The organism is Streptomonospora litoralis, from assembly GCF_004323735.1.
Taxonomy (GTDB): Bacteria; Actinomycetota; Actinomycetes; order Streptosporangiales; family Streptosporangiaceae; genus Streptomonospora; species Streptomonospora litoralis.
Window position 1 is genome coordinate 3,296,149 of record NZ_CP036455.1, and the last position, 21,429, is coordinate 3,317,577.

General features: G+C 73.3%; 17 protein-coding genes. 3 read left to right on the forward strand and 14 right to left on the reverse strand.

Going from position 1 to position 21,429, the window contains the following annotated elements; genetic code table 11:
* The 8 genes from EKD16_RS14060 to EKD16_RS14095 all read right to left on the reverse strand — a co-directional run bounded on the left by EKD16_RS14060 (position 1) and on the right by EKD16_RS14095 (position 9,442).
* Positions 1-762, reverse strand: coding sequence for a TIGR03943 family putative permease subunit (locus EKD16_RS14060; protein ID WP_131098802.1), 762 nt, complete (start codon positions 760-762; stop codon positions 1-3).
* Positions 759-1,832 carry a permease gene (locus EKD16_RS14065; protein WP_131098803.1) on the reverse strand — a complete coding sequence of 358 codons (1,074 nt, stop codon included), beginning with the start codon at positions 1,830-1,832 and terminating at the stop codon, positions 759-761. The genes EKD16_RS14060 and EKD16_RS14065 overlap by 4 nt, the downstream gene beginning before the upstream one ends.
* Before the next feature lie 185 nt (positions 1,833-2,017).
* Complete coding sequence (locus tag EKD16_RS14070; protein WP_131098804.1) at positions 2,018-3,457, reverse strand: DEAD/DEAH box helicase; 1,440 nt, start codon at positions 3,455-3,457, stop codon at positions 2,018-2,020.
* Positions 3,458-3,752: 295 nt separating this feature from the next.
* Entirely contained in the window at positions 3,753-4,580 is an 828-nt protein-coding gene (locus tag EKD16_RS14075) for an enoyl-CoA hydratase/isomerase family protein (protein ID WP_131102539.1), read from the reverse strand.
* A 675-nt stretch (positions 4,581-5,255) separates the two neighbouring features.
* A complete protein-coding gene (locus EKD16_RS14080; RefSeq protein ID WP_131098805.1) occupies positions 5,256-5,462 on the reverse strand; it encodes a helix-turn-helix domain-containing protein in 207 nt (68 codons plus the stop codon).
* Between the two features lie 212 nt (positions 5,463-5,674).
* On the reverse strand, positions 5,675-7,273 hold the full coding sequence (locus tag EKD16_RS14085; RefSeq protein WP_131098806.1) for an ABC-F family ATP-binding cassette domain-containing protein: 1,599 nt from the start codon (positions 7,271-7,273) through the stop codon (positions 5,675-5,677).
* A 186-nt stretch (positions 7,274-7,459) separates the two neighbouring features.
* Complete coding sequence (locus tag EKD16_RS14090; protein ID WP_242676969.1) at positions 7,460-8,887, reverse strand: AI-2E family transporter; 1,428 nt, start codon at positions 8,885-8,887, stop codon at positions 7,460-7,462.
* A 147-nt stretch (positions 8,888-9,034) separates the two neighbouring features.
* Positions 9,035-9,442 (reverse strand): YccF domain-containing protein, encoded by a 408-nt coding sequence (locus EKD16_RS14095; protein WP_131098807.1) that lies wholly within the window; start codon positions 9,440-9,442, stop codon positions 9,035-9,037.
* A 305-nt stretch (positions 9,443-9,747) separates the two neighbouring features.
* On the opposite strand from EKD16_RS14095, the gene EKD16_RS14100 reads away from it, so the two are divergent.
* Positions 9,748-10,398: an MBL fold metallo-hydrolase gene (locus EKD16_RS14100; protein WP_131098808.1), complete on the forward strand. Its 651-nt coding sequence runs from the start codon at positions 9,748-9,750 to the stop codon at positions 10,396-10,398.
* A gap of 539 nt (positions 10,399-10,937) precedes the next feature.
* Entirely contained in the window at positions 10,938-11,237 is a 300-nt protein-coding gene (locus EKD16_RS14105; protein ID WP_255430170.1) for a WhiB family transcriptional regulator, read from the forward strand.
* Between the two features lie 160 nt (positions 11,238-11,397).
* Here EKD16_RS14105 and EKD16_RS14110 read toward each other — a convergent pair whose 3' ends face one another.
* Together EKD16_RS14110 and EKD16_RS14115 are read right to left on the reverse strand one after the other, a co-directional pair.
* The gene (locus EKD16_RS14110) at positions 11,398-12,105 is read right to left on the reverse strand and encodes a phosphoribosyltransferase (protein ID WP_131098809.1); all 708 of its coding nucleotides are present in this window, start codon (positions 12,103-12,105) and stop codon (positions 11,398-11,400) included.
* Between the two features lie 197 nt (positions 12,106-12,302).
* Positions 12,303-12,872 (reverse strand): GNAT family N-acetyltransferase, encoded by a 570-nt coding sequence (locus EKD16_RS14115; RefSeq protein ID WP_131098810.1) that lies wholly within the window; start codon positions 12,870-12,872, stop codon positions 12,303-12,305.
* 204 nt (positions 12,873-13,076) lie between these two features.
* On the opposite strand from EKD16_RS14115, the gene EKD16_RS14120 reads away from it, so the two are divergent.
* Entirely contained in the window at positions 13,077-14,387 is a 1,311-nt protein-coding gene (locus EKD16_RS14120; RefSeq protein ID WP_242676970.1) for an MFS transporter, read from the forward strand.
* Between the two features lie 387 nt (positions 14,388-14,774).
* Here EKD16_RS14120 and EKD16_RS14125 read toward each other — a convergent pair whose 3' ends face one another.
* From EKD16_RS14125 to EKD16_RS14140, 4 genes are all read right to left on the reverse strand, one after another.
* Complete coding sequence (locus tag EKD16_RS14125; RefSeq protein ID WP_131098811.1) at positions 14,775-15,734, reverse strand: hypothetical protein; 960 nt, start codon at positions 15,732-15,734, stop codon at positions 14,775-14,777.
* A 27-nt stretch (positions 15,735-15,761) separates the two neighbouring features.
* A complete protein-coding gene (locus tag EKD16_RS14130) occupies positions 15,762-17,174 on the reverse strand; it encodes a PQQ-binding-like beta-propeller repeat protein (RefSeq protein WP_131098812.1) in 1,413 nt (470 codons plus the stop codon).
* Between the two features lie 1,977 nt (positions 17,175-19,151).
* The gene (locus tag EKD16_RS14135) at positions 19,152-19,919 is read right to left on the reverse strand and encodes an HNH endonuclease family protein (RefSeq protein WP_131098813.1); all 768 of its coding nucleotides are present in this window, start codon (positions 19,917-19,919) and stop codon (positions 19,152-19,154) included.
* A 54-nt stretch (positions 19,920-19,973) separates the two neighbouring features.
* Complete coding sequence (locus EKD16_RS14140; protein WP_242676971.1) at positions 19,974-21,422, reverse strand: YihY/virulence factor BrkB family protein; 1,449 nt, start codon at positions 21,420-21,422, stop codon at positions 19,974-19,976.
* Positions 21,423-21,429: the final 7 nt, after the last annotated feature.

Consider the following 21,429-nt stretch of genomic DNA (forward strand, 5'->3'; position numbering starts at 1 on the left):
CTACTCGTAGGGGTCGGGCGGGTTCTCCACCGCGTCCATCGTCTCGATATCGAAGCGGTGGTTGCGCACGCTCTGCAGCTCTCCCTGCGGCGGCTGCCAGGTGCCTTCGACCCGCCACCAACTGTCCTCGGCAGGCGCGGGGCGGTTGGTGACCAGTACCCGGTTCACGATGGCGTCGGCCGCGCAGCAGGCCATCTGCAGCCGCGCCAGGTACCAGCCCTCGCCCTCGGTGTTGGGCACGGCGAATCCGGTCAAGCGGATGGTCCGCCCCTCCATCGCCCTCTCCTCGTCGGTCCAGGCTCGATTGATGAACTCCTGGATCTCCATCTCGACGGGGCCGGAGGCACCGGGTTCGGCCAGGGGATCGAGGCGGCTTTCCGAGCCTTCCGCGCGCGGGGGTGCGGCGGTCTCGGCGCTTCCGGCGGTGTAGGCGCCCAGAGCCGGCGGCGCGACGACGAACACCGCCACCACCGGCAGGAGGAGCAGCCAGGCGACCCGCGGCGCACCGTGCCCGTGGTCGCCGTCGCAACCGGGGCCGGGCTCGGGGGACGTGTCTTTGCCGCCTGCACCGCCGCCGAGATAGGCGCGCACCTCGCCGGCGACCACTGCCGCGCCGAGCGCGATCAGCACGGCGCCCGCCGCGACCAGGAAGTAGCGGAACCCCGGCTGCACGTAGTTCAGATAGAGGTCGGTGAAGACGGTGCTGCTCAGCGCCGCGGCACCCAGCAGCACCAGGACGACCCCCTGGGCGATCCGGTTCACAGCAGCAGACCTCCGATCACGAAGGTGAAGACGAGCGCCGCCGCCAGGGTCAGCGGCACGAAGCGGCGTACGAAGGACCAGCCGAACGTGCCGCCCTGCAGCGCGATCAGCTTGAGGTCGACCATGGGCCCGACGACCAGGAACGCCAGCTTGGCCATGGGCGAGAACTCGGTGAGGCTCACCGCGACGAACGCGTCGGCCTCCGAGCACACCGACAGCACGATCGCGAACAGGGCCAGGACCAGCACCGAGACGACCGGCATGTCGGCGACGGCCGCCACCCACTCGCGGGGCACAGCGACGTTGACCGTTGCCGCGGCCAGCGCACCCAGCACCAGGAATCCGCCCGCGTGCATGAGGTCGTGCAGCATCGACTCGCGGAACACCTGCCAACGGGGAGCGTCGGGGCTGTGGTGGCTGCGCGGCGGTCGCAGCCAGTCGGTGCGGCCCAGGCGCGCCCACACCCAGCCCACCACCACCGCCGCGCCGAACGACGCGGCCAGCCGGGCCAGTACCATCTCGGGCTGCCCGGCGAAGGCCACGGCGGTGGCCACCAGTACGACGGGGTTGATCGCCGGTGCGGCCAGCAGAAACGTCAGGGCCGCCGCGGGCGCCACCCCGCGTTTGATCAACCCGCCGGCTACGGGCACCGACGCGCACTCGCAGCCGGGCAGCACCATCCCGGCCGCGCCCGCCGCGGGGACGGCGGCGAAGGGATTGGCGGGCATGACCCGCCGGTAGAAGGAGGCGGGCACGAAGGCCGTCAGAGCGGCGGACAGGGCGACACCGAAGACGAGGAACGGCAGCGCCTGCAAGCTGATCGCGGTGAAGACGGTGGCCCAGGCCAGGAACGCCTCACCGGTCAGCCGATCCCCCAGCCATGCGTGGCCCGCCGCGAGCGCCAGGGTGAACAGCGCGAACAGCCACACCGTGGCCAGTGGCCGCGGACCCCGGCGCCGCCCCCAGTCGTCGGGAGGCAGCGCACCGTCGGGCTCGTCCCAACCGCCGGCCAGGGTGTCGCCCAGGGAGGCGTGTGCGCGAGGTGCGGGTCCCGCAGGGCGTTCGGGCACGCTGGTACTCCGGAGGCTCGTCGGTGGACCATGCTGCGGCTGCGGCGGTCGTCAGCCGGTCCCCGGCATAGTATCGGAAACGGTTTTCATCTTGCCCGCAGGACGGGTAACCGAGTCCGGTCGAGTGCCGTGCCGTGCGCCGCAGGCGGGCCCGCGGCGCACGGCACCGTGCGCAGAGCGGCGCGTCAGCCGCGGACCGGTGCTCCGGGCCGGTCGCCGCCGCGGTTGGACTTGCGGGGGCTGCGGTTGTCGCGCCGACCGTGCTCGCCGGAGCCGCGGCGCTCGCCCTCGAAGCGGCGCCCGCCGGCGTCGTCGCGGCGCTCGCCGTCGCGGCCGCCCTGCCGCGCGCGTTCCCCCCGGTGGCGCCCGTTGTCGCCGCGGCGCCGGCGCGGGCCGCCGCGGCCGCGGCGCGGACGCTCCGGCTCGGGCGGCTCCACCCACGGCTCCCAGGAGGGCTCGCGGGCGCCGGTGACCTCGCTCAGCAGGGTGTCTCCGGGGTTGACCAGGTGCTGCTTGGCCTGGACGCCGGCGTCGCCGAGCAGGCGCCGGGCCGTGCGCCGCTGGTTGGGCGCCACCAGCGAGACCACCCGGCCCGACTCTCCGGCGCGGGCGGTGCGGCCGCCGCGGTGCAGGTAGTCCTTGTGGCCGGTCGGCAGGTCCACGTTGACGACCAGGTCGATGCCGTCGACGTGGATGCCGCGCGCGGCGACGTCGGTGGCCACCAGCGCCTGCACCCGCCCCTCGCGGAACTTGGCGAGGGTCTTGGTGCGCACGCTCTGCGACTTGCCGCCGTGCAGCGGCGCCGAGGGCACTCCCGCGGCCACCAGCTGCTCGCAGATGGAGTCGGCCCGGTGCTTGCTGCGCACGAACAGGATGGTGCGGCCCTCGCGCGCTGCGATCTCGGTGACGATGCGGTTCTTGTCGCGGGGCAGCACCTTGAGCAGGTGGTGCTCCATCTCCGAGACGTGGGAGACCGGCGGGTCGACCGAGTGGGTGGCGGGCTCGTTCATGTAGCGGCGCACCAGCGTATCGACGTCGCCGTCGAGCGTCGCGGAGAACAGCAGCGTCTGCCCGCCGGCGGGCACCTGGTCCAGCAGAGCGGTGACCTGCGGCATGAACCCCATGTCGCACATCTGGTCGGCCTCGTCGAGCACGCACAGCTCGACGTCGCCGAGGTCGCAGGCGCCCTGCTCGATCAGGTCGGTGAGCCGGCCGGGGGTGGCGACGAGGATCTCGACGCCCCGGCGCAGCTCGTTGATCTGCCGGGTGTAGGAGCTGCCGCCCACGACGTCGCCGATGCGCGCGCCGAGCAGCCGGCCGTAGCCCAGCAGCGCATCGCGCACCTGGTGGGCGAGTTCGCGGGTGGGTACGAGCACCAGGCCGCGGGGGCGGCGCGAGGCGGCTCGGCGGTCGGCGGCGCGCACGAGCATCGGGAGCCCGTAGGCCAGGGTCTTGCCCGATCCGGTGCGCCCGCAGCCGAGCACGTCGCGGCCAGCCAGCGCATCGGGGATGGCGGCGGCCTGGATCGGGAACGGCGTGGTGACGCCGTTCTGCGCGAGCTTGTCCACGACCCGCTCGGGGAGTCCGAGGTCGTCGAAGCCCGGGCATGCGGCATTGTCCGTCAAGTGACGTAAACCTTCCTCATCGGTCGGCGGCGTTTCGAGGAAGGCTCCGAGGCCATGCGGACACGGCGGAGAGACCGCCCAAACGCGCCGGATAACGCGACTCGGGGACCGTGGAAGGTCCCGAGTGCCAGGCGGCCCGGCGCGCCGGATGCGCGCAGCACGGATCGACCGCCTTGTGCAGACTACTAGACCGCGCGGTCAACCGGATCGGCGCGGCCGGTATTCCGGCGGTGATCCGTCTCGCAGCCGCGCCCGCAGGGACGGACGGCGCCCCGCCCAGCGGGCCGCGGGGGCCTCAGCCCGCGGAGTCGCGCGCCGACTGGGCGGCCAGCGCCCGCAGCCGCCCGGCCTGCGCGCGCCGCTCGGCGGCGGCCTGCTCGTCAAGCGTGCGCCCGGCGGCGCCCTGCAGCAGCTCCTTGGTCGCGGCCGCGGCCTCGCGCGGCACCGCCTGCAGCGCGGCGACCAGGTCGGCGACGGCGCCGTCGAGCTGGTCCCCCGCGACGACGAGCTCGGCCAGGCGCAGCTCGCGCGCCTCGTCGGCCCCGACGGTGCGGGCGGTCAGACACAGCTCCATGGCGCGGTTGGGACCGACCGCCTCGACCAGCGGCTTGGTGCCGGTGAGGTCGGGCACCAGACCCAGCGCGGGCTCTTTCATGCACAGCTGCGCGTCGTCGGCGAGGATGCGCAGATCGCAGGAGAGCGCCAGCTGCAGCCCGGCACCGATGGCGTGGCCGCGCACCGCGGCGACGGTTACGACGTCGGGCCGCCGCAGCCAGCGGAAGCCCTCCTGGTACTCGGCGATGACGGCGTCGAGTTCGGCTTCGTCGGCGCTGCCGTCGGCGATGCGGTCCATCAGCGAGGTCTCGCCCTCGACTCCGCCCGGGCGGAACATGGCGAGGTCGATTCCAGCGGAGAAGGAGGGCCCTTCACCCGTAATCACAACAATACGGACAGAGCTCGGCAGCCGCTGGCCGACATGGGCCAGCGCCCGCCACGTACGGCCCGTCATCGCGTTGCGACGCTCGGGACGCGCCAGCGTCACCGTAGCGACCTCGCCGGTGACCGACAGTCGCAGACCGGCCGCCCGCAGCTCGCCGTCCTCTTCCGGGGCCGCCTCCGCCATGGACACCTCCGCACCTCGTCGCCCGCGGCGCTCCGCTCGGCCGCAGACTCTCGTTTCGACGACGGCCAGACTAGCTGGATGGGTGAGTCCGAAGTCTTCGGTCGCCGGCGAGACGACTCGGGTCCGCTGGGCGGCCTTGCGGCCTGCCGAGCGGCGGGCGGCCTGAAAGGGAAGCGGCGGCAACGGCGGCGCGGACGCCCCCGCGCCCAGCGGGCAGCGTGCCCGCCGGTGGCCCGCCCGACGGCGCGCCGACACTGAGCGGGGTTTAGTGGGCGCCTTCGTGCGCAAATCACGAAAGAACGGCCCTTGGTTCGGGAATTCCCACACGAAGGCTGCGGGAGCAGACCCGCGGCGCCCCCCGGCCGGAACCGAGCCGACCGGCCGGCTGAGCAACCTGCTCAGACACCGGACTCACTCATCCAGGGCGCGGAGTGCGGGGCGGCCGAAGGGGGGGCGCGCCCTCCGCGGGCGCCTTGCGGAAGACAGGGGTATTCCCTTCGCGCTGTGCCGTGGGCCGGGGCAGGCCCGTCTGGTGCCGGCGAAAGCGCGGTGTTCGGTGCCAAGGCGCCGCACGGAGGGGCAGCGCAGCAGCGCCGGGTGTTCCGGCGGTTCCCGCAGGTGCGGTGTCCCACCCGCAGGGCACGGCCTGGGCGGAACGGGCACGCCGCGGCGGGGTCAGCCGCGGCGGGTCGCGCCTCCGCGGCCGCGCAGGGTGACTCCTGCTTCGGTGAGCAACCGGTGCACGAAGCCGTAGGACCGGCCGGTGGAGGCCGCGAGCGAGCGGATGCTCTCCCCTTCGTCATAGCGTCTCTTGAGCTCGCTCGCCAGTTCCGAACGTTCGGCGCCGGTCACGCGGGTGCCCTTTTTCAGGGTCTCGGCCACAACGTCCTCCCGTAATCGTGGGTGCTCAACGCGACATCGCAGCCCATGATCAGCCATGCGGGGGCCGGTGGCTACCCGTCGGCGACGCGGCGCGGTCGCCCGGTGGCACCCGGCGGTTTTCGGACAGAACCAATACCGGACCAGAATCCGAGGCGGGACAACCCGCGGCGACCGACGCGCGTCTTTTATATCCCCGAGGGGGAACACGCAGTTCAGGCGAGGGTGATCAGGTCCGCGAACTCGACGTTCCACAGGTCCTCGACACCGTCGGGCAACAGGATGACCCGTTCCGGCGCGAGCGCCTCGACTGCGCCCTCGTCGTGGGTGACCAGCACGATAGCGCCCCGATAGTTGCGCAGCGCGCCGAGGATCTCCTCGCGGCTGGCGGGGTCGAGGTTGTTGGTGGGCTCGTCCAGCAGCAGCACGTTGGCGCTGGAGACCACGAGTGTGGCCAGCGCCAGCCGGGTCTTCTCGCCGCCGGAGAGCACGCCCGCGGGCTTGTCGACGTCGTCGCCGGTGAAGAGGAAGGAGCCCAGCGTGCGGCGCGCCTCGACATCGGGGAGGTCGGGCGCCGCACGCATCATGTTCTCCAGCACCGACAACCCGGTGTCGAGGGTCTCGTGCTCCTGGGCGTAGTACCCCAGGCGCAGGCCGTGGCCCGGCACGACCTCGCCGGTGTCGGGCTCCTCGATCCCGGCGAGCAGCCGCAGCAGCGTCGTCTTGCCGGCGCCGTTGAGCCCCAGTACGACCACCCGGCTGCCGCGATCGATGGCCAGGTCGACACCGGAGAAGATCTCCAGCGACCCGTAGGACTTGGACAGCCCCTCGGCCGTCAGCGGGGTGCGTCCGCTGGGCGCGGGGGCAGGGAAGCGCAGCTTGGCAACCTTGTCACTCTGCCGTTGGCCCTGCACCGAGTTGAGGATGCGCTCGGCGCGGTTCTCCATCTGGTGGGCCGCCCGCGCCTTGGTGGCCTTGGCGCGGAAGCGGTCGGCCTGCTTCTGCAGGGAGCTCGCCTGCTTCTCGGCGTTGGCGGCCTCGCGCCTGCGGCGGCGCTCGTCGGCCTCGCGCTGCGCCTGGTAGGCGCGCCAGCCCATGTTGTAGATGTCGATGACGCACCGGTTGGCGTCGAGGTAGAACACCTTGTTCACCACGTCCTCGACCAGCTCGACGTCGTGGCTGATCACCAGCACGCCGCCCTGGCGGCTCTTGAGGAAGTCGCGCAGCCAGACGATGGAGTCGCCGTCGAGGTGGTTGGTCGGCTCGTCCAGCAGCAGGGTGTCGGCGCCGCTGAAGAGGATCCGGGCGAGCTCGATGCGGCGCCGCTGGCCGCCGGAGAGCGTGCCCAGCGGCTGGCCGAGCACCCGGTCGTCCAGCTTGAGGCTGCTGGCGATGGAGGCGGCCTCGGACTCGGCGGCGTAGCCGCCCATCATGTGGAAGTGCTCTTCCGCACGGGCGTAGGCGCGCGCCGCCTTGTCGCGGCTCTTGTCGTCCTCGCTGCCCATGCGCTCCTCGGCCCGGCGCATCCGGTGCAGCGCGTCGCCGATGCCGCGGGCGGACAGGATGCGGTCGCGGGCGAGCTCCTCGGGGTCGGTCGCCCGGGGGTCCTGCGGGAGGTAGCCCACCGAACCGCCGTTCGAGACCGTGCCGGCGGTCGGAGCGTCCTCGCCGGCCAGCACCTTGGTCAGCGTGGTCTTGCCCGCGCCGTTGCGCCCGACCAGCCCTACGCGGTCGCCGGCGGCGACGCGCAGCGAGGTGGGCTCCAGCAGCAGGCGGGAACCCACGCGCAGTTCGAGTTCAGAGGCGGTCAGCATGGCACACAGACTTTCTGGCGGCGGGTGCGAAGGTCGGTCGGCGGGGCGCGGCCGCAGGGCTCAGACCGCGCGGCGCAGGGCGCCGGGGAGCGGGGACCGCGTCACGCGCACGCGGCCAACACTAGTGCCTGTCGGCGCAACGTGCGTCGGCGCAGCGGTGTTCCCGCCGCGCCGACGCACGTTGCGCTAGGACTGTCCCCGATCGGCGCCTTTGGACGGGCCGGGCCGCGTCTCGGACGTCTCCGTCTGGGATCGGCCCGTGTTGCCCGACTTGCCCGTGCCGGAGGATTCGGCACCGGCGGAGTCGGCCGGCGTCCGCCCGGCCGTCACGCCGCTCTCGGCGGGGGTCTTGTGCGCACTCCGCGGTTTATCGCCCGTCGCGCCCGCCTCCGACCCGCCGGCGGCGACGTCGTCGGGCCGACCGCCGGCTCCGGCGAAGCGCCCGGTCTCCGCGGCGCGGGCGAGCGGGCGGTTGCGCAGCAGCGCCGCGATGACCGCCACGACGGGGGTCGCCAGGAACATGCCGGCGATCCCGCCGAGGATGCCGCCGATAGTGATGACCAGCAGCACCACGGCCGAAGGAAGCTCCAGCGCCTTGCCGTAGACGCGCGGCGCGAAGACGTGGCTCTCCAGCTGCTGCACCACCACCACGACGGCGACCACGAGCACCGCGATCAGCCACCCCTGCGTCACCAGGGCGACCAGCGCCGCCAGCAAGCCTGTCAGGAAGGCGCCGATGACCGGCAGGAACGCGCCGATGAAGGTCAGCACGATGAGCGGGATCGCCAGGCTCGGGTCGATGAGGAAGACGAGGAAGAGGCCGATGCCGATCGCGTCTATCAGGCCCACCAGCGCCACCCCGCGGACGTAGCGCCCCATCACCCCGTAGGAGATCTCCGTGGCGGCCTTGATGGAGCGGCGCGACGCGCGCGGGAAGAGCGAGCGCAGCCATTCCATGAGCAGGTCACCGGAGTGCACGAAGTAGATGGTCAGCACCAGGATGAGGATGACCCCGAGCAGGATCTCCAGCACGGTGGTTCCGGCCACCCACGCCTGGCTCACCCACTGCGACCAGTCCTCCTGCAGGCGCGACCGCAACTCACGCTCGACCGCGTCGATGGCGGTGCTCGCCAGTTGGGGGTCGAGGCCGAACGTCTGCAGGTAGCTCGGCAGGTCGTCGACGGCCTGCTCGACGCTGTCGACAAGGCCGGAGAAACCCGAGATGGCGGGCTGCACGACCATCGTGACGACGCCGGCCAGCAGCACGAGCGCGCCCACACAGGTGATGGCGGTCGAGGTTCCGCGGCCCAGGCCCTTGCGCCGCAGCCAGTTGGCCGGCGGCGTGAGCAGCGCGGTGACGAAGATCGCGAGGATCACCGGGATGGTGACCACGCGGATGTAGACCAGGCCGTAGACGACGAAGGCGATGACGACGCCGATCAGCAGCACCCGCCAGGCGAGGTTGCCCATCCGCACGAGCAGCCCTTCGGGCTCGGTGGGCGGTTCGGCACCGCGGTCGGGCGCGGCGGGCTGCGGATCGGCCTCGGCGGCGTCCTCCTGCGGCCGGCGCCCCCGGCTCAGCAGCGGCCACCTCCACAGCCGTGTCAATCGCACGTCATCCCCCTACTCCTGCCGTACTCCTGCCGTCTGCCCGGGTACCGGCCACCCGCGCCGCCTCGCCGGGACCCCCGCCGCGCGGCACCCGATCAGCCGAAGTTACCGCATGGCCGGGACTTCGGACCCGGTCGCGGCGCGCCGCGCTCACAGCTGCCACGGCTCGCGCGGACGGTCGGAGTCGACGATCTCGTTGCCGAAGGGGGCCAGGGCGACCGGGATCATCTTCAGCGACGCCCATGCCAGCGGGATGCCGACGACGGTGACCGCCAGTGCCAGCGCGGTGCCGATGTGGCCCAGCGCCAGCCACCACCCGGCGACGATCAGCCAGACGACGTTGAGAGCCGTACTCGCCCCTCCCGCGCCGGGCCGGCGTGCGAGCTCGCGGCCGAAGGGCCAGAGTGCGTAGGCGGCCATGCGGAAGGAGGCGATACCGAAGGGGATGGTGACGATCAGGATGCAGCAGACGATCCCGGCCACGACGTAGCCGAGCGCCAACCACAGTCCGGCGACGACCAGCCAGACGACGTTGAGGACCAGGCGGAGCAGTGCCACTGCGATCGAATCCCTTTCCGTTCCGTGTCGCGAACCGGCCGCCGTACGGGGCCGGGGGTCCGGTGACCTCTACCCGCATACGACGCAACCTTGTGCTCCCCTCGTTCCGCGGCGCCACCCCGAAAACTCCCCTAAGGGGCCCGAGCGGCAAGGAGTCCGCCCGATCGGGCCCCCGCGGCTCGGCGGCCCATCGGCAAGCACCGTCGTCCGGCCCGCGGATCGGCGGTTCTACCGGGGACTCCCGAACCGCCCCGCCGGGGCGCCGGTTTGGGGCGGGCGCGGGCGGGCGGGTTAGGATCGGCGACGTGCGTATCACCAAGCTCGGACATGCCTGCGTCCGCCTGGAGCGGGACGGCGCCACCCTGGTCATCGACCCGGGCGGCTTCAGCGAGGCCGACGCCGCGGTGGGCGCCGACGCGGTGGCGATCACCCACGAGCACCCCGACCACCTCGATCTCGACCGGTTGCACGCGGCCGCATCCGCCAAGCCCGGTCTGGAGATCTACACGCACGCACAGATCGCGGCCCAGCTGCGACAGGAGAGCGGCTTGGAAGCGCGGGTGCACGAGGTCGCCCACGGCGACACGGTGACCGCGGCGGGGTTCGAGGTCCAGGCCTACGGTGAGCGCCACGCGGTCATCCATCCCGACATCCCGGTCGTCACCAACGTCGGGTTCCGGCTGCCCACGGCCGACGGCGCGCTGTTCCACCCGGGCGACGCGCTGACCGTGCCCGAGGACCCGGTCAGCACCCTGCTGGTGCCGCTGCACGCGCCGTGGTCGAAGATCTCCGAGGTCGTCGACTACCTGCGGGCGGTCGCCCCGACCCGCGCAGTGGCGGTGCACGACGCCCTGCTCAGCGAGACCGGCGCCGGCGTCTACGCCAAGAACCTCGGTCGACTGGTGCCCGGCGTCGACTACACGCGCCTGCAGCCGGGGACCGAGACCACGGCCTGAGGGGCATCGGCCCGCACGGGCGGGCGGCAGGCGCGAGGGCGCCGAGCGAAGCCGGGCCGGCTCGATCCGGTTCGGGCGCGGCGGTCTGGACGAGGTCTAGACCTTAATGTGATCGGCCCATCACGCCATCCCCCTAGGCAGGCGCGGGCTCGGTCAATACGATGTTTGGTATCCGGTTGAACGGACCGGTCCTCGCGAATCATCGCCGAAATCGGACATACGACCAAACATTGGTCAGTGCAGGTCGGATTCGGTAACGGTTGAGCGAGTAATTTTCCCACCCCCCGTGCGCGAGCGGGAGTGGGGATGGCATGATTACGTACCGGCTCGCAGGGAGGGCGGCACCGCCTCCCCGGCCGTTTCGTGTGAGCGCCCTGCCGGTTTCGGCGGTTCGGCGCCGTGGTCTGCACCACACCCGGGAACACCGAGGCGACGCATGGCGTTCACGCCGTGCGGGGTTGCTCACGCTGTATGACTGCTTATGTCTGACCCTGTCTTCCCAATAGCTTACTAGTGATTTCAGTAGAGGTGGTTCAACCATGTCTCAGGTACGCCGGCAGGCAACGCTGCGCCCCCGCCCGCACTGGGGGTGGCAGGATGCCGCCGCGTGCCGGGGCGAGGACCTTGTGCTCTTCTTCGGCCCCGATGGCGAGCGCCAGCCGGAGCGGGAGATCCGCGAGCGCAAGGCCAAGGAGATCTGTGCTCAGTGCCCTGTCCGTACCGAGTGCCTCGACTACGCGATTTCGCGACCCGAGAAGTACGGCACGTGGGGCGGCCTGAACGAAGACGAGCGCGCGTCTGAGCGCCGGCGCCGCATGCGCCGTGCCAACGCGGCCTGACCGACCCTCCGCCCTCACCGGGCTGGACTCGCGGCGGACGAAGAGACCCGAGACGACAGTTCTCTAAAGCGGCCCCGGCCACGCTAACCCGCGGCGCCCCGACGGTTTCCGTCGAGGGCGCCGCGGGTTTTTCACGTCTTCCCGCGGTTCACGCGACCTCTCACAGGTGACGGTCGAACCACTGCGCGGCCGCCTCACCCGCGTCCTGGCCGGCCGCCCCGCGGTCGCCGATCAGCGCGGTGACCTGGTCGTCGGAGAGCTGTTCGAAGTCGCGGTACCACTCCCCCACCGCGCGGAAGTTGTCCGGGACCGTCAGTGCGACGACGCGGTCGGCGTCGGGGGCCAAGGCGTCGAGGGCGGCCTCGGCGGCCACCGGGACCGCCAGCAGGAGTCGGCGGGGGTGCTGCCGCCGCACCATCCGCAGGGCCGCCCGCGCCGTACCGCCGGTGGCGACACCGTCGTCGACCACGACGACGTCGCGGCCGCGCGGATCGGGCGCGGCGCGGCCGCGCCGGTAGGTCTGCAGTCTGCGGGCCAGCTCGGCCCGCTCGGCCTCGACCGTGGCCGCCAGGTCGGCGCGGGTCAGCCGCAGCCGCGCCAGCGCGCGGTCGTCGTAGCAGACGTGGCCGTCCTCGGCCATGGCGCCCACCCCGAGTTCGGCGTGTCCGGGCACACCGATCTTGCGCACGACGACCACGTCCAGCGGGATGCGCAGCAGCCGGGAGAGCTCGGCGCCGACCGGCACGCCTCCGCGGGGCAGGGCCAGCACCAGCGGGTCCTCGGCCACATGCGGACGGACGCGCTCGGCGAGGCGGCGGCCCGCCTCGGCGCGGTCGGTGAACGGCAGGGATACGGGCAGCGGGTTCATAAGCACTCCGGCGCTCCGCCCGATCGCCTCCGCGAGGCGGGAGCGCCGCTCCTCGTACTAATCGTCATCGCGCTCCTGGCGCGGCGGAGAGTGCTACGGGCATACCCGCCGACGCTCGCGCGCCAACCTCGCGGCCGCGCAATTCTCGGCACGCCCCACGGGGTGGGGCGGATCCGCTGCCGGCGCCGGCGGAGCGGTCAGTCGGCCGCCGCCCGGCGGAAGTCGCTTTCCAGGACGGCCATGACGAGGGCGTCGTGGCGGCGGCCGTCCCACAGCAGCGCGTCGCGCATCCGGCCCTCGACGCTGAATCCGCAGGAGCGGTAGACGGCGATGGCGCGCATGTTGAACGCGTAGACGCTCAGCCAGACGCGGTGCAGGCGGATGTGGTTGAACGCGTAGTCCAGCACCAGCCTGGTGGCCTCCTTGCCCAGCCCCTGGCCGGTGAACTCGATGGCCGAGAGAGCGATGCGGTAGGCCGCGCTCTCGTTGTCGGCGTCGACCTCGGTCAGCGCCAGCTCGCCGACGAAGCGGCCGCCGGGCTCCTCGATGATGGCCAGGTCCAGCCGGTCGAACTGGTCGGCCCGGGTGGCGCACCAGTCGCAGACCTCGTCGTAGTCCGGCCTGCGGTGGGTGCCGGTGAGCCTGCGGATCTCGTCGTCGCGCGTGGACTCGAAGAAGTCGTCGGCGTGTGCGGCCGAGAGCGGAACCAGATTGACGCGCGAACCCGCGAGTGTGGGGTTGTCGCGCAGCGCACTCAAGTCGATCATCGATGGGCACTCCCGGGGACGTGGGTCGGGTGGGCAGAGGGAGCGGGGGCGTCGGGGGATGTCAACGAGGTCTTGCATGCGGCCGAAGGATCATATGTAAAGGCAGATGCGGCGTCGGCACAACCGCTTTGCGCGGGCGGATCGCCGCGCCGTAGCCTTCGCGGGGCGCGAGGGCGCCGATTCGTCCGATCATCGGGAGAGCCGTTGGCAGTCGAGGATACGGTACCGGGGACCGACCGCACGGCGCGCAGGGCGCGGTCGGCGGTGGCGGTCCTCTTCCTGGCCAACGGATTCGCCTTCGCCAACATCGTGCCGTGGATGCCCGCAATCAAGTCCGAACTGGAGCTGTCCAACACCGAACTGGGCACCGCCATCGGCGCGATGCCGCTGGGGGCGCTGGTCACCGGCATGCTCGCGGGTCCCCTGATCGCCCGGTTCGGCAGCGGCCGGGTCTCCGTGGCCTCCGGCCTGCTCCTGGCGGGCGTGCTGCCGCTGGTGGCGACCGCGCCGGCCTGGTGGGCGCTGGCGGCGGCGCTGTTCTGCGTGGGCTGGATGGACGCGTGGATGGACTCCGCCATGAACGCCCACGGGTTGCGAGTCCAGCGCCGATACGGACGCACCATCATCAACACCTTCCACGGGCTCTGGAGCGTGGCCGCCGTCGCGGGCGGGCTCGCGGGGTCGGCGATGGCCGGTGCGGGCGTGCCGCGCCCGGCCCACATCGCCGCCGTCACGGTCGTGCTGCTCGTCGCCGTGCTCGCCGTCGTGCGGCAGCTGCTGCCCGGCCCGGAGACCGACGATTCGGCCCCGCTCGCCGAGCCCGCCCAACCGGTGGCCACCTCCCAGCCGGCGGCGGCCGACGCGAGCGCCCGACGAGCCGGCGGATCCGCCGCGCAGGTGGCCGCAGGCACCCGTGCGACGGCGCGGCCGCGCGTGCCTAGGCGCTCGATCGGGCTGCTGCTGGGCTTGAGCGTACTGCTGATGATGGCCGGTGCCATCGAGGACTCCGCTGCGTCGTGGGGTGCGGTCTACATGCGCGACGAACTGGCGGCTCCGCTGTTCCTGGTGGGTCTGCCGTTCGTCGCCTGCCAGACGATGATGACGGTGGGCCGCCTGACCGGCGACCGGATCACCGACCGGTTCGGCGCCGTGGCCGTCGCCCGCACCGGCGCGCTGCTGTCGGCTGCGGGCATGGCTCTCGCCCTGCTGATATCGGCTCCGCTGGGGGCTGTGGTCGGCTTCGGACTGATGGGGCTGGGGGTGGCCACTCTTTTCCCGCTCGCCTTGGCGGCCGCGGGCGAGATCCCTGGGCTGCGCGGCGGGCACGGTGTGGCCCTGGCGGCGTGGCTGGCTCGGCTGGGTTTCCTCGCCGTACCGCCGCTGATCGGAGTGGTCGCCGACGCCGCGTCGCTGACGGCCGGGCTGTGGCTGGTTCCGGCGGCGGGCCTGGTCGCCGCCGTGCTCGCGGTGGGCCTGCACCCGGCTGCGAGCACCCGCGGCGCACCGTCAGCTTGACCCGGCCCTGAAGGTCCCGTAGGCCCTCAGAGCCGTGATGAGAAGCGATTCCTCCCGGCTCTGCAGAGCCGGGGTTCCTCGCTAGAATCGGCTGAAGCGCGAACCTTCGTACGGGACCGCCGGAAAACCGGCTCTGGATCCGGGATTCCCGCCGCGGAGGCCGACTCCGCGGACGGGATGGCGTCGGGCGCTTGCGCGGGACCGGCCGCCCTCGTCGACGCGGCTTTTCGGCCGGCACACCTGGCATCCGCCCGGCGCGGAGGCCGTACAGCACAGCGCGGAGCCCTCCCCGAACGGATAGGCGACCGCGGGCACGCCCGGGAGCGAACGAGACCGTCCCGGGCCGACCGGTTCGACCGGCCCGGGACGGCTGACGCGGTGCGGGCGCTACTGCGCCTGCACCGGGCGCCGCGTGGCGTAGAGGGTGACCGCGCCGATACCGGTCGCGATCACGCCGCCCAGCACGAATCCGGTGAGGTCGACGCCCGTGGTGGGCAGGTAGTCACCGGAACCGGAGCCGCCGGATGCGGCGTTCGCCGGGGCACCGGTGTCGTCGCCGCCGGACCCGGAGTCGCCACCGTCACCGCCGTCATCGCCGCCGGACCCGGAGTCGCCACCGCCGCCGACCTCGTCGGCGGGCGGATTGCCGCCGTCGTCGCCGCCGTCACCGGGGTTCTGACCGCCGTCGTCGCCACCGCTGCCGTCACCGGGCGGGTCGGTCGGGCCGGGGTCCTCGCCGCCGCCGTCACCGGGCGGGTCGGTCGGGTCGGGGTTCTGACCGCCGTCGTCGCCGCCGCCACCGTCACCGTCACCGGGGTTCTGACCGCCGTCGTCGCCGCCGCCACCGTCACCGTCACCGGGGTTCTGACCGCCGTCATCGCCACCGCCACCGTCACCGGGACCGGGGTCTTCATTCCCGCCGTCACCGTCGCCGGGGTCCTCCCCGCCGCCGTCACCGGGACCGGGATCTTCGTCCCCGCCGCCGTCGCCGGGACCACCGGGGCCACCGCCACCGGGGCCGTCGCCCTCTGGGGGATTGCCGCCGTCGCCGCCGGGACCACCGGGGCCACCGCCACCGGGGCCCTCCCCGCCGGGCAGGCCGCCGGGGTCGTCGCCGGAGTTGCCGGGACCGTCACCGGGCGGGGCGTCGAACGTGTCGACGACGCCGGGCAGGATCTCCGGCTGGACGACCGACTTCTCCTGCTCGGCCCCAGCACTCTGCTCGGCAGAGCCCTGAGCCTGCGCGGACGCCGCGTCCGCGTTGTCGGCGTAAGCGGGCGCGCCGGAGAACCCGGCGGCCAGCAGCCCGGCCGCGGCCACGCCGACTGCGCGTGGTGTCCAGGACATGTGGCTCCTTTCTTCTCATCGAGGGGATCATTCGGGCACGAGGGCGAAAAGGTCGTCGTCGGAGACCACGACCGCGCGCTCGCCGAGCAGGCCCCAGGGCCGGGCGACGTCGCCCTCGAGTTCGATCGGTTCGGCGCCGGCGGTGGCCGCGACCGCGGCACCGCCCACCTCACCGAAGACGGTGTCGCCAGCGGCGCTGACGGTATCGAAGCCCTCCGCCGTCTTCGCGCGGCCGGCCTGCGTATCGGCGACGAGCGGCCCGTAACCGGCCACGTCTGCGCTGTAGGCCCACCCCGCGTCGTCGAGCCCTTCCGCCGTGGTCTCGGCCGCGGCGACGACCGAACCGTCGGACCAGTCGTGCAGGGCCAGCACCACGCGGTCGCCGGAGGGCATGCTCCAGGACGCGACGACGTACCCGCCGCCCGCGGTGTAGATCTCCCGCAAGGCGTCGGCGCCTTCGGGGGCCTGCGGTTGCACGCTCTGGCGGGAGCCGTCGGGGGCTACCCAGATCCAGGGGCCGCGCACGACGGCCGTGAGCACCCGTTCACCGTCGGACAACAGCGCACCGGTGCCTCCGGGCTTCTGCACGGAGGCGAGCCCGCCGTCCGCGGGGATCGAGGCGCGGCCGTCGGCGATGACCAGCGGCCCGCCGCCGGCGTAGCTGACCTCGGCGCCCTCGGGCAGGGCGGTCTTCTGCGGGTCGCCGCCGTCGGGCGGCCACAGCCACAGCGCAGCGCCGCCGACCACGGCGACGGCCTTCCGGCCGCCGACCCGCACGAAGCGGGGCGCGCCGACCACCTCGTCGGCGGACAGCGGCAGGTCGGCCGTCCAGAGGGGTTCGCCGTCGCGGCCGACGACGCGCAGCCGTCCGCCGGGATCGACGTAGGCGAGGCGGTTGCCGTCCGAAGCGACGTCGGGCTGGGCCTGCTCGTGCATCGGCAGGCGCCAGGCCGCCTGCCGGGTGAAGCCGGGCGGGGCCTTGCGCGCGTCCAAGGTCACCGCGGGCTGTTCGGGAGTGGGGCGCTGCTCGGGGATCATGCCGGGTACATAGCGCACGGCCGCGACCGCGCCCCCGGCGACCACGGCGAGGGTGAGCACGCCGCCGACAGCGGCCAGGACGACGCGCCGTGCGCGTTTGGGCCGCGTGCTCCGGGCCATCAGCGCGACCTCGGTGCCGCCCGCGGCGCGCACGACACCGGTGGGACTGACGATCAGCTGCCAGGCGCCGTTGGCGTCACGCGCGTTGACCAGAACGGAGTGGCCCAGGTGGGCGGCGTAGTCGGCGGCGAGGTCCAGCGCCGCGTTGCGGGTCTGCTTGGGGGTGTCGCCGAACACGGTGCGCGTGTGGCGCTCGATGGTGACCTCGGCGCTGCGCTCGTCGGCGGAGACCACCAAGACGACCGGACTGCTGTGGTGGGCCGCTCCGTTCGCTTCGGTCACGGCCGCCTCCCGCAGGAGAACGGCGTACCGGAGAGGACCGCGGAGGCTCGTCGCCGACGGGACGCTGCGGACGCTGCGGTCATACTCTGCTGAACCTGTTCCGTCACGAGGGATCTGTGGGCCCGCTGCGCTCGTAGGGGGCGGACGCGCGGCTCCACCGGAACCGGACACCGTTTTCGAATAGGGCGGCTGCGGGGAGTCAGCACGGGCCACGGAGATGATACTTATCCCCCGCCGGCGCCCGCGGTCGCGGTGCGCCCCAGGAGGCGACCGGGATCGCGGCCGCGCCGCGCCGCCCCGGCCCGGGCCGTGCACCGCCACCAGGGACGGAGCCGGACCCTTCGGGGCCGCCGTGCAGATTAGCGGCCTAGCCGGGGGCGGATGTCACTGGATTCGGCCACCACGCGGGTTCTGGCCACATCCGGCCGCCTTCCGCGGCTAGGCCGCATTTAAGAAAGCCGGTCTGCTGTGCGGCCATGTTGGTCTGCCGGGTGAATGGGTGATCTTACGGAAAATGGCGGCGAGGGTCGCGGATGGTCGGGCCCGCGGGCATCGGTGCGGGTGCTCGCCGGTGGCGGCGGCCGACGGGGGCAGCGACGACGGCAGCGGGGGCTGGGCCCGCGGTTGCCGGGTGGGGTGCTCGCCGGTGGCGCACCTGGCGGCTCGGGTCTGCTGTGCGGCCTTGTTGGTCTGCCGGGCGAGGGGTGGTCTTGCAGAAAAGCGGCGGCGAGGACGGCGAAGGGCCGGGCCTGCGCCCACCGGGTCGGGTGCTCGCCGGTTGGACACCCGACGGGGGCGGCGAGGACGCAGGCCGGGGCCGGGCCTGGGATGGTCGGGCGGTGGTCACCGGCCCCGGCCGCGGTGGTCTGAGCCGGGGGCGCCGCCCGGTTGTCGGCCAGGGCCCGACGCGGGGCGGTCGGCGGCCGTCGTGCAGCCGGGTGGGGGTCACGAGATGCACGTAGGTGCGGCGGTATCGGCCTCGGTGTCGCCCCGAAATGCTTTCCTCGCCCCGCGATTCCGCGATACGAAATAATAAGGGGTGTTTTGCCCACTAATGCCCGAGTTCCCGGTGGGTCCGCCCCCGCGCCGCGGCGGCGGTGGCACACGAGGCGCACCGAATGGCGCGAAAACGCTTCGACGTCAACTTTTCGTGCGTCTCGTGACCACGGCGCCTGCCGAGGCCGCCCGCAAAACGGGCATAGACCCCCACCGGGCCCCGATCCGGCGCACCTTCGGGCGGTGCGAGCGCCCGTGACCGCGCCCCGCCGTGCGGCCTCCTGCCTGGGCGGGCCAGGTCGGACCACGGCGGCACCCAGCCGGCGGACCGGCGCCGGTAGGTCCCCTATGCCGGTCCATCCGGCGATGATCGCGAACTTATGGCCGCGGAATACGCCTTCCTGCGACCATAAGTTCGCGATAGACGGGCCAAGCCGCGGCTCCACGGCGCAGCGCTCTGACCGGCCTGCGGCGGCCCAACGCCGCCCCGGCCGGGCGCGCCACCGGCGAGCACCCGACCCGACGACCGCGGAGCCCGGCCACCCGCCACCCTCGCCGCCGCTTTTCCAGTGAAGACCACCCGACACCCGGCAGATCAACAAGGCCGCCAAGCAGACCCGACCCGCCGCCTTCGCCGACCACCGCCACCGGCGAGCACCCGACCCGACACCTGCGGGCCCGGCCCGCCACCGTCCCCGGTGCCCGCTGCTCCCCGTCGATCAGCCCGCTGCCCGGCCGAGGCCAAGGCCGCGGCAAGTCCGCCTAGCTAGCGGATCCGAGTCGCACGGCCCGGCCGCCCATGGGAGCCGGGCCGATCCGGACTCCTTGAACACGGCTTAGCCGCATGCCGCTACCGCGGGGTACCGGCCGGATTCGCCGCGGAACTGCCCAGCGCGCACGTGGTTCGACGGGGGCACCCCGGGCCGAACCGGGCGCCTTCGTCGTATCGGCAGGTGCTCCGACGAACTCCCGTCACCGATCTCAGCAGGCGTCGAGCATGCGGTCCAGCGCCGCGTCGTCGTCCTCGGGCAGCCACAGGCCGTACTCGTCGACCACGCCGACGTAGGTGACGGCGTAGCCGCAGCGGAAGGCGGGATAGGGCCGCCACTCTCCGGGGCCCGAATCGCTCTTGCTTTGGTTGGCCGGGCCGTCTGCGGCGATCAGGTTGGCGGGGTCGTTGGCGAACTCCACCCGCCTGTCGCGCTCCCACGCGCCGGCGCCGGTTCGCCACGCGAGGGCCAAGGGCACGACGTGGTCGATCTGCACGTCCATGGGCTCCTCGGCGGAGAACTCGATCCGCTCGCCGGTGTAGGGGTCCTCCAGGACGCCGCGGGTGACGGTGCAGTCCCCGGCGACCCGGGTGTCGCGCAGGTCGCGGGCGAGGATGTCGTGGCGGGTGGGGCAGCCGTTGTCGTCTGTGTCGATCCACGAGGACCCGAACTCGTCGCGTTCGTAGTCCGCGCCGGAGCCTTCGGGTGCGACCTCGGCCCGGTCCAGGCCCGACTCCGCACTCTCGACCTCTCCCCCGGTAGGCGGGGCGGCGGCGGGCGCCGACGCGGGTGGGGCGGCGGAGGGGGAAGGCGTTTCCGGAGCGGCCGAGGGGACGTCCACGTCCACCTCCAGCGACGGCAGCGCGTCGCAGCCGGCGATCAGGGCGAGCGCGAGAGCGGCGGCAGGCGCGGCGGCGGCGCGGCGACCGCGGTGCGGCGAATCGGAAGCAGGGACTCGGCGAGCGGGGACGCGGGCCATGGTGACCACCCGGCCGGCGCGGGGTGTGGGGATTCGGGCGAATCGCGCCGGTTCCTACGAGGATGCCGGAGGGGTCTCCCGGCCTTCGCCGCGGGGGTGCCGCAACGATCCGGGGGTGGCCCCGGTGCGGTCGGTCGGGGCGGTATCGGAGCCGTCCTCGCCGCCGGTCCGGGGCGGCGGCGCGGCGGCCCCGGTCCCCGGCTCCGCCGCCCCCTCCTCAGGGGTCTGCCGGGACTGCCGGCCGTGACGAGCGGAGCCGGTCCCGGCGGGGCGCTCGACCGCCTCCGATTCGCCCGAGGACGGACGGCGCCCGCCGCTCGGAGCGGCTGTCGCAGCCCCGCCCGCGTCCGCTCGGTTACGACCGCGCTCCCGCTCGCGCCGGAACCGCCGCAGCCGCCTCGCCTGCTGCGCGCCGACAGGCTCGGCCGCCTGCGCGGCGGGGTCGCGCTCGGCGCCCCAGCCCAGCAGCCGCCGCATCCGCGCGGTGATCTCCGCAGCCGTCTCGCCCGGATCCTCCTGCGGACGCCCGGTGGCTTGCAGCGCCTCTTCGCGCCGCTCCACCATGCGCCGGGCGCGGGCGTGGCGCAGCGCGGCGATCTCGGCGCGCGCCGCTGCGGTGCGCGGGGTGGGCCACATGGCGTCGATCTCGGCGTTGAGCGCCGAGCCGATCAGCACGGCCAGGGCCATCAGCCACAGCCATGCCAGTATCGCGATCGGGGCTCCCAGCGACCCGTAGATGGTGACCTGGCCGAAGGAGGCGTCCAGATAGATGCGCAGCAGTACCGATCCGCCCAGCAGGACGAGCATGGCCACCAGGGCGCCCGGCAGGTAGCGCCACAGCGGGGTGCGTACCGGGGTGCTGAGCACATACAGCATCGCCACCGCCAGCGCGGACAGGACGCACACCAGCGGCCAGTAGAACAGGTGCAGGTAGCCGACGGTGATCGGCAGCAGCCGGTGCACCAGGTCCGGCCCGGCGACCAGTACCGGCAGCACCACCAGCGCGAACAGCAGCCCGCCCAGATAGGCCAGCAGCGCCAGGATCCGCCGGCGCAGGTAGCCGCGCAGCTCGTCGAGCCCGTAGGCGATGGTGATGGCGTCGATGAAGACGTTCATGGCGCGCGAACCCGACCACAGCGACACCACGAACGTCACCGACAGCAGTCCGCCCTGGGCGCCCTGCAGGAACTCGTCGACCAGCGGCGCGACGATGGAGTCGACGGTGTCGGCGGTCAGGGCGGTCGAGGCGAGCCCCAGCAGCCAGGCACGGATCTCCAGTACCGTGTCGGCGCCCAGAACGGGGCGCAGATGCCCCAGGGTGCCCACCAGCCCCAGCAGCAGTGCGGGCAGCGACAGCAGCGAGAAGAAGGCCGACTCGGCCGCCAGCCCCACCACCCGTGTACGCCCGATCGCCCGCACCGTCCGCCCCGTGAGCACGGCGACGGCGTTCAGCCGGGGGTGGCGCTCCTGCCACGCGGCGATCCGCTCGGCGGCGCGCGCCACGCGACTC

Coding starts and splice junctions, on each gene's coding strand:
- EKD16_RS14115 (WP_131098810.1), bottom strand. CDS start 12,872: ATGATCGACTTGAGTGCGCTGCGCGACAACCCCACACTCGCGGGTTCG.
- EKD16_RS14085 (WP_131098806.1), bottom strand. CDS start 7,273: ATGCTGACCGCCTCTGAACTCGAACTGCGCGTGGGTTCCCGCCTGCTG.
- EKD16_RS14075 (WP_131102539.1), bottom strand. CDS start 4,580: ATGGCGGAGGCGGCCCCGGAAGAGGACGGCGAGCTGCGGGCGGCCGGT.
- EKD16_RS14135 (WP_131098813.1), bottom strand. CDS start 19,919: ATGGCCCGCGTCCCCGCTCGCCGAGTCCCTGCTTCCGATTCGCCGCAC.
- EKD16_RS14105 (WP_255430170.1), top strand. CDS start 10,938: ATGTCTCAGGTACGCCGGCAGGCAACGCTGCGCCCCCGCCCGCACTGG.
- EKD16_RS14125 (WP_131098811.1), bottom strand. CDS start 15,734: ATGTCCTGGACACCACGCGCAGTCGGCGTGGCCGCGGCCGGGCTGCTG.
- EKD16_RS14110 (WP_131098809.1), bottom strand. CDS start 12,105: ATGAACCCGCTGCCCGTATCCCTGCCGTTCACCGACCGCGCCGAGGCG.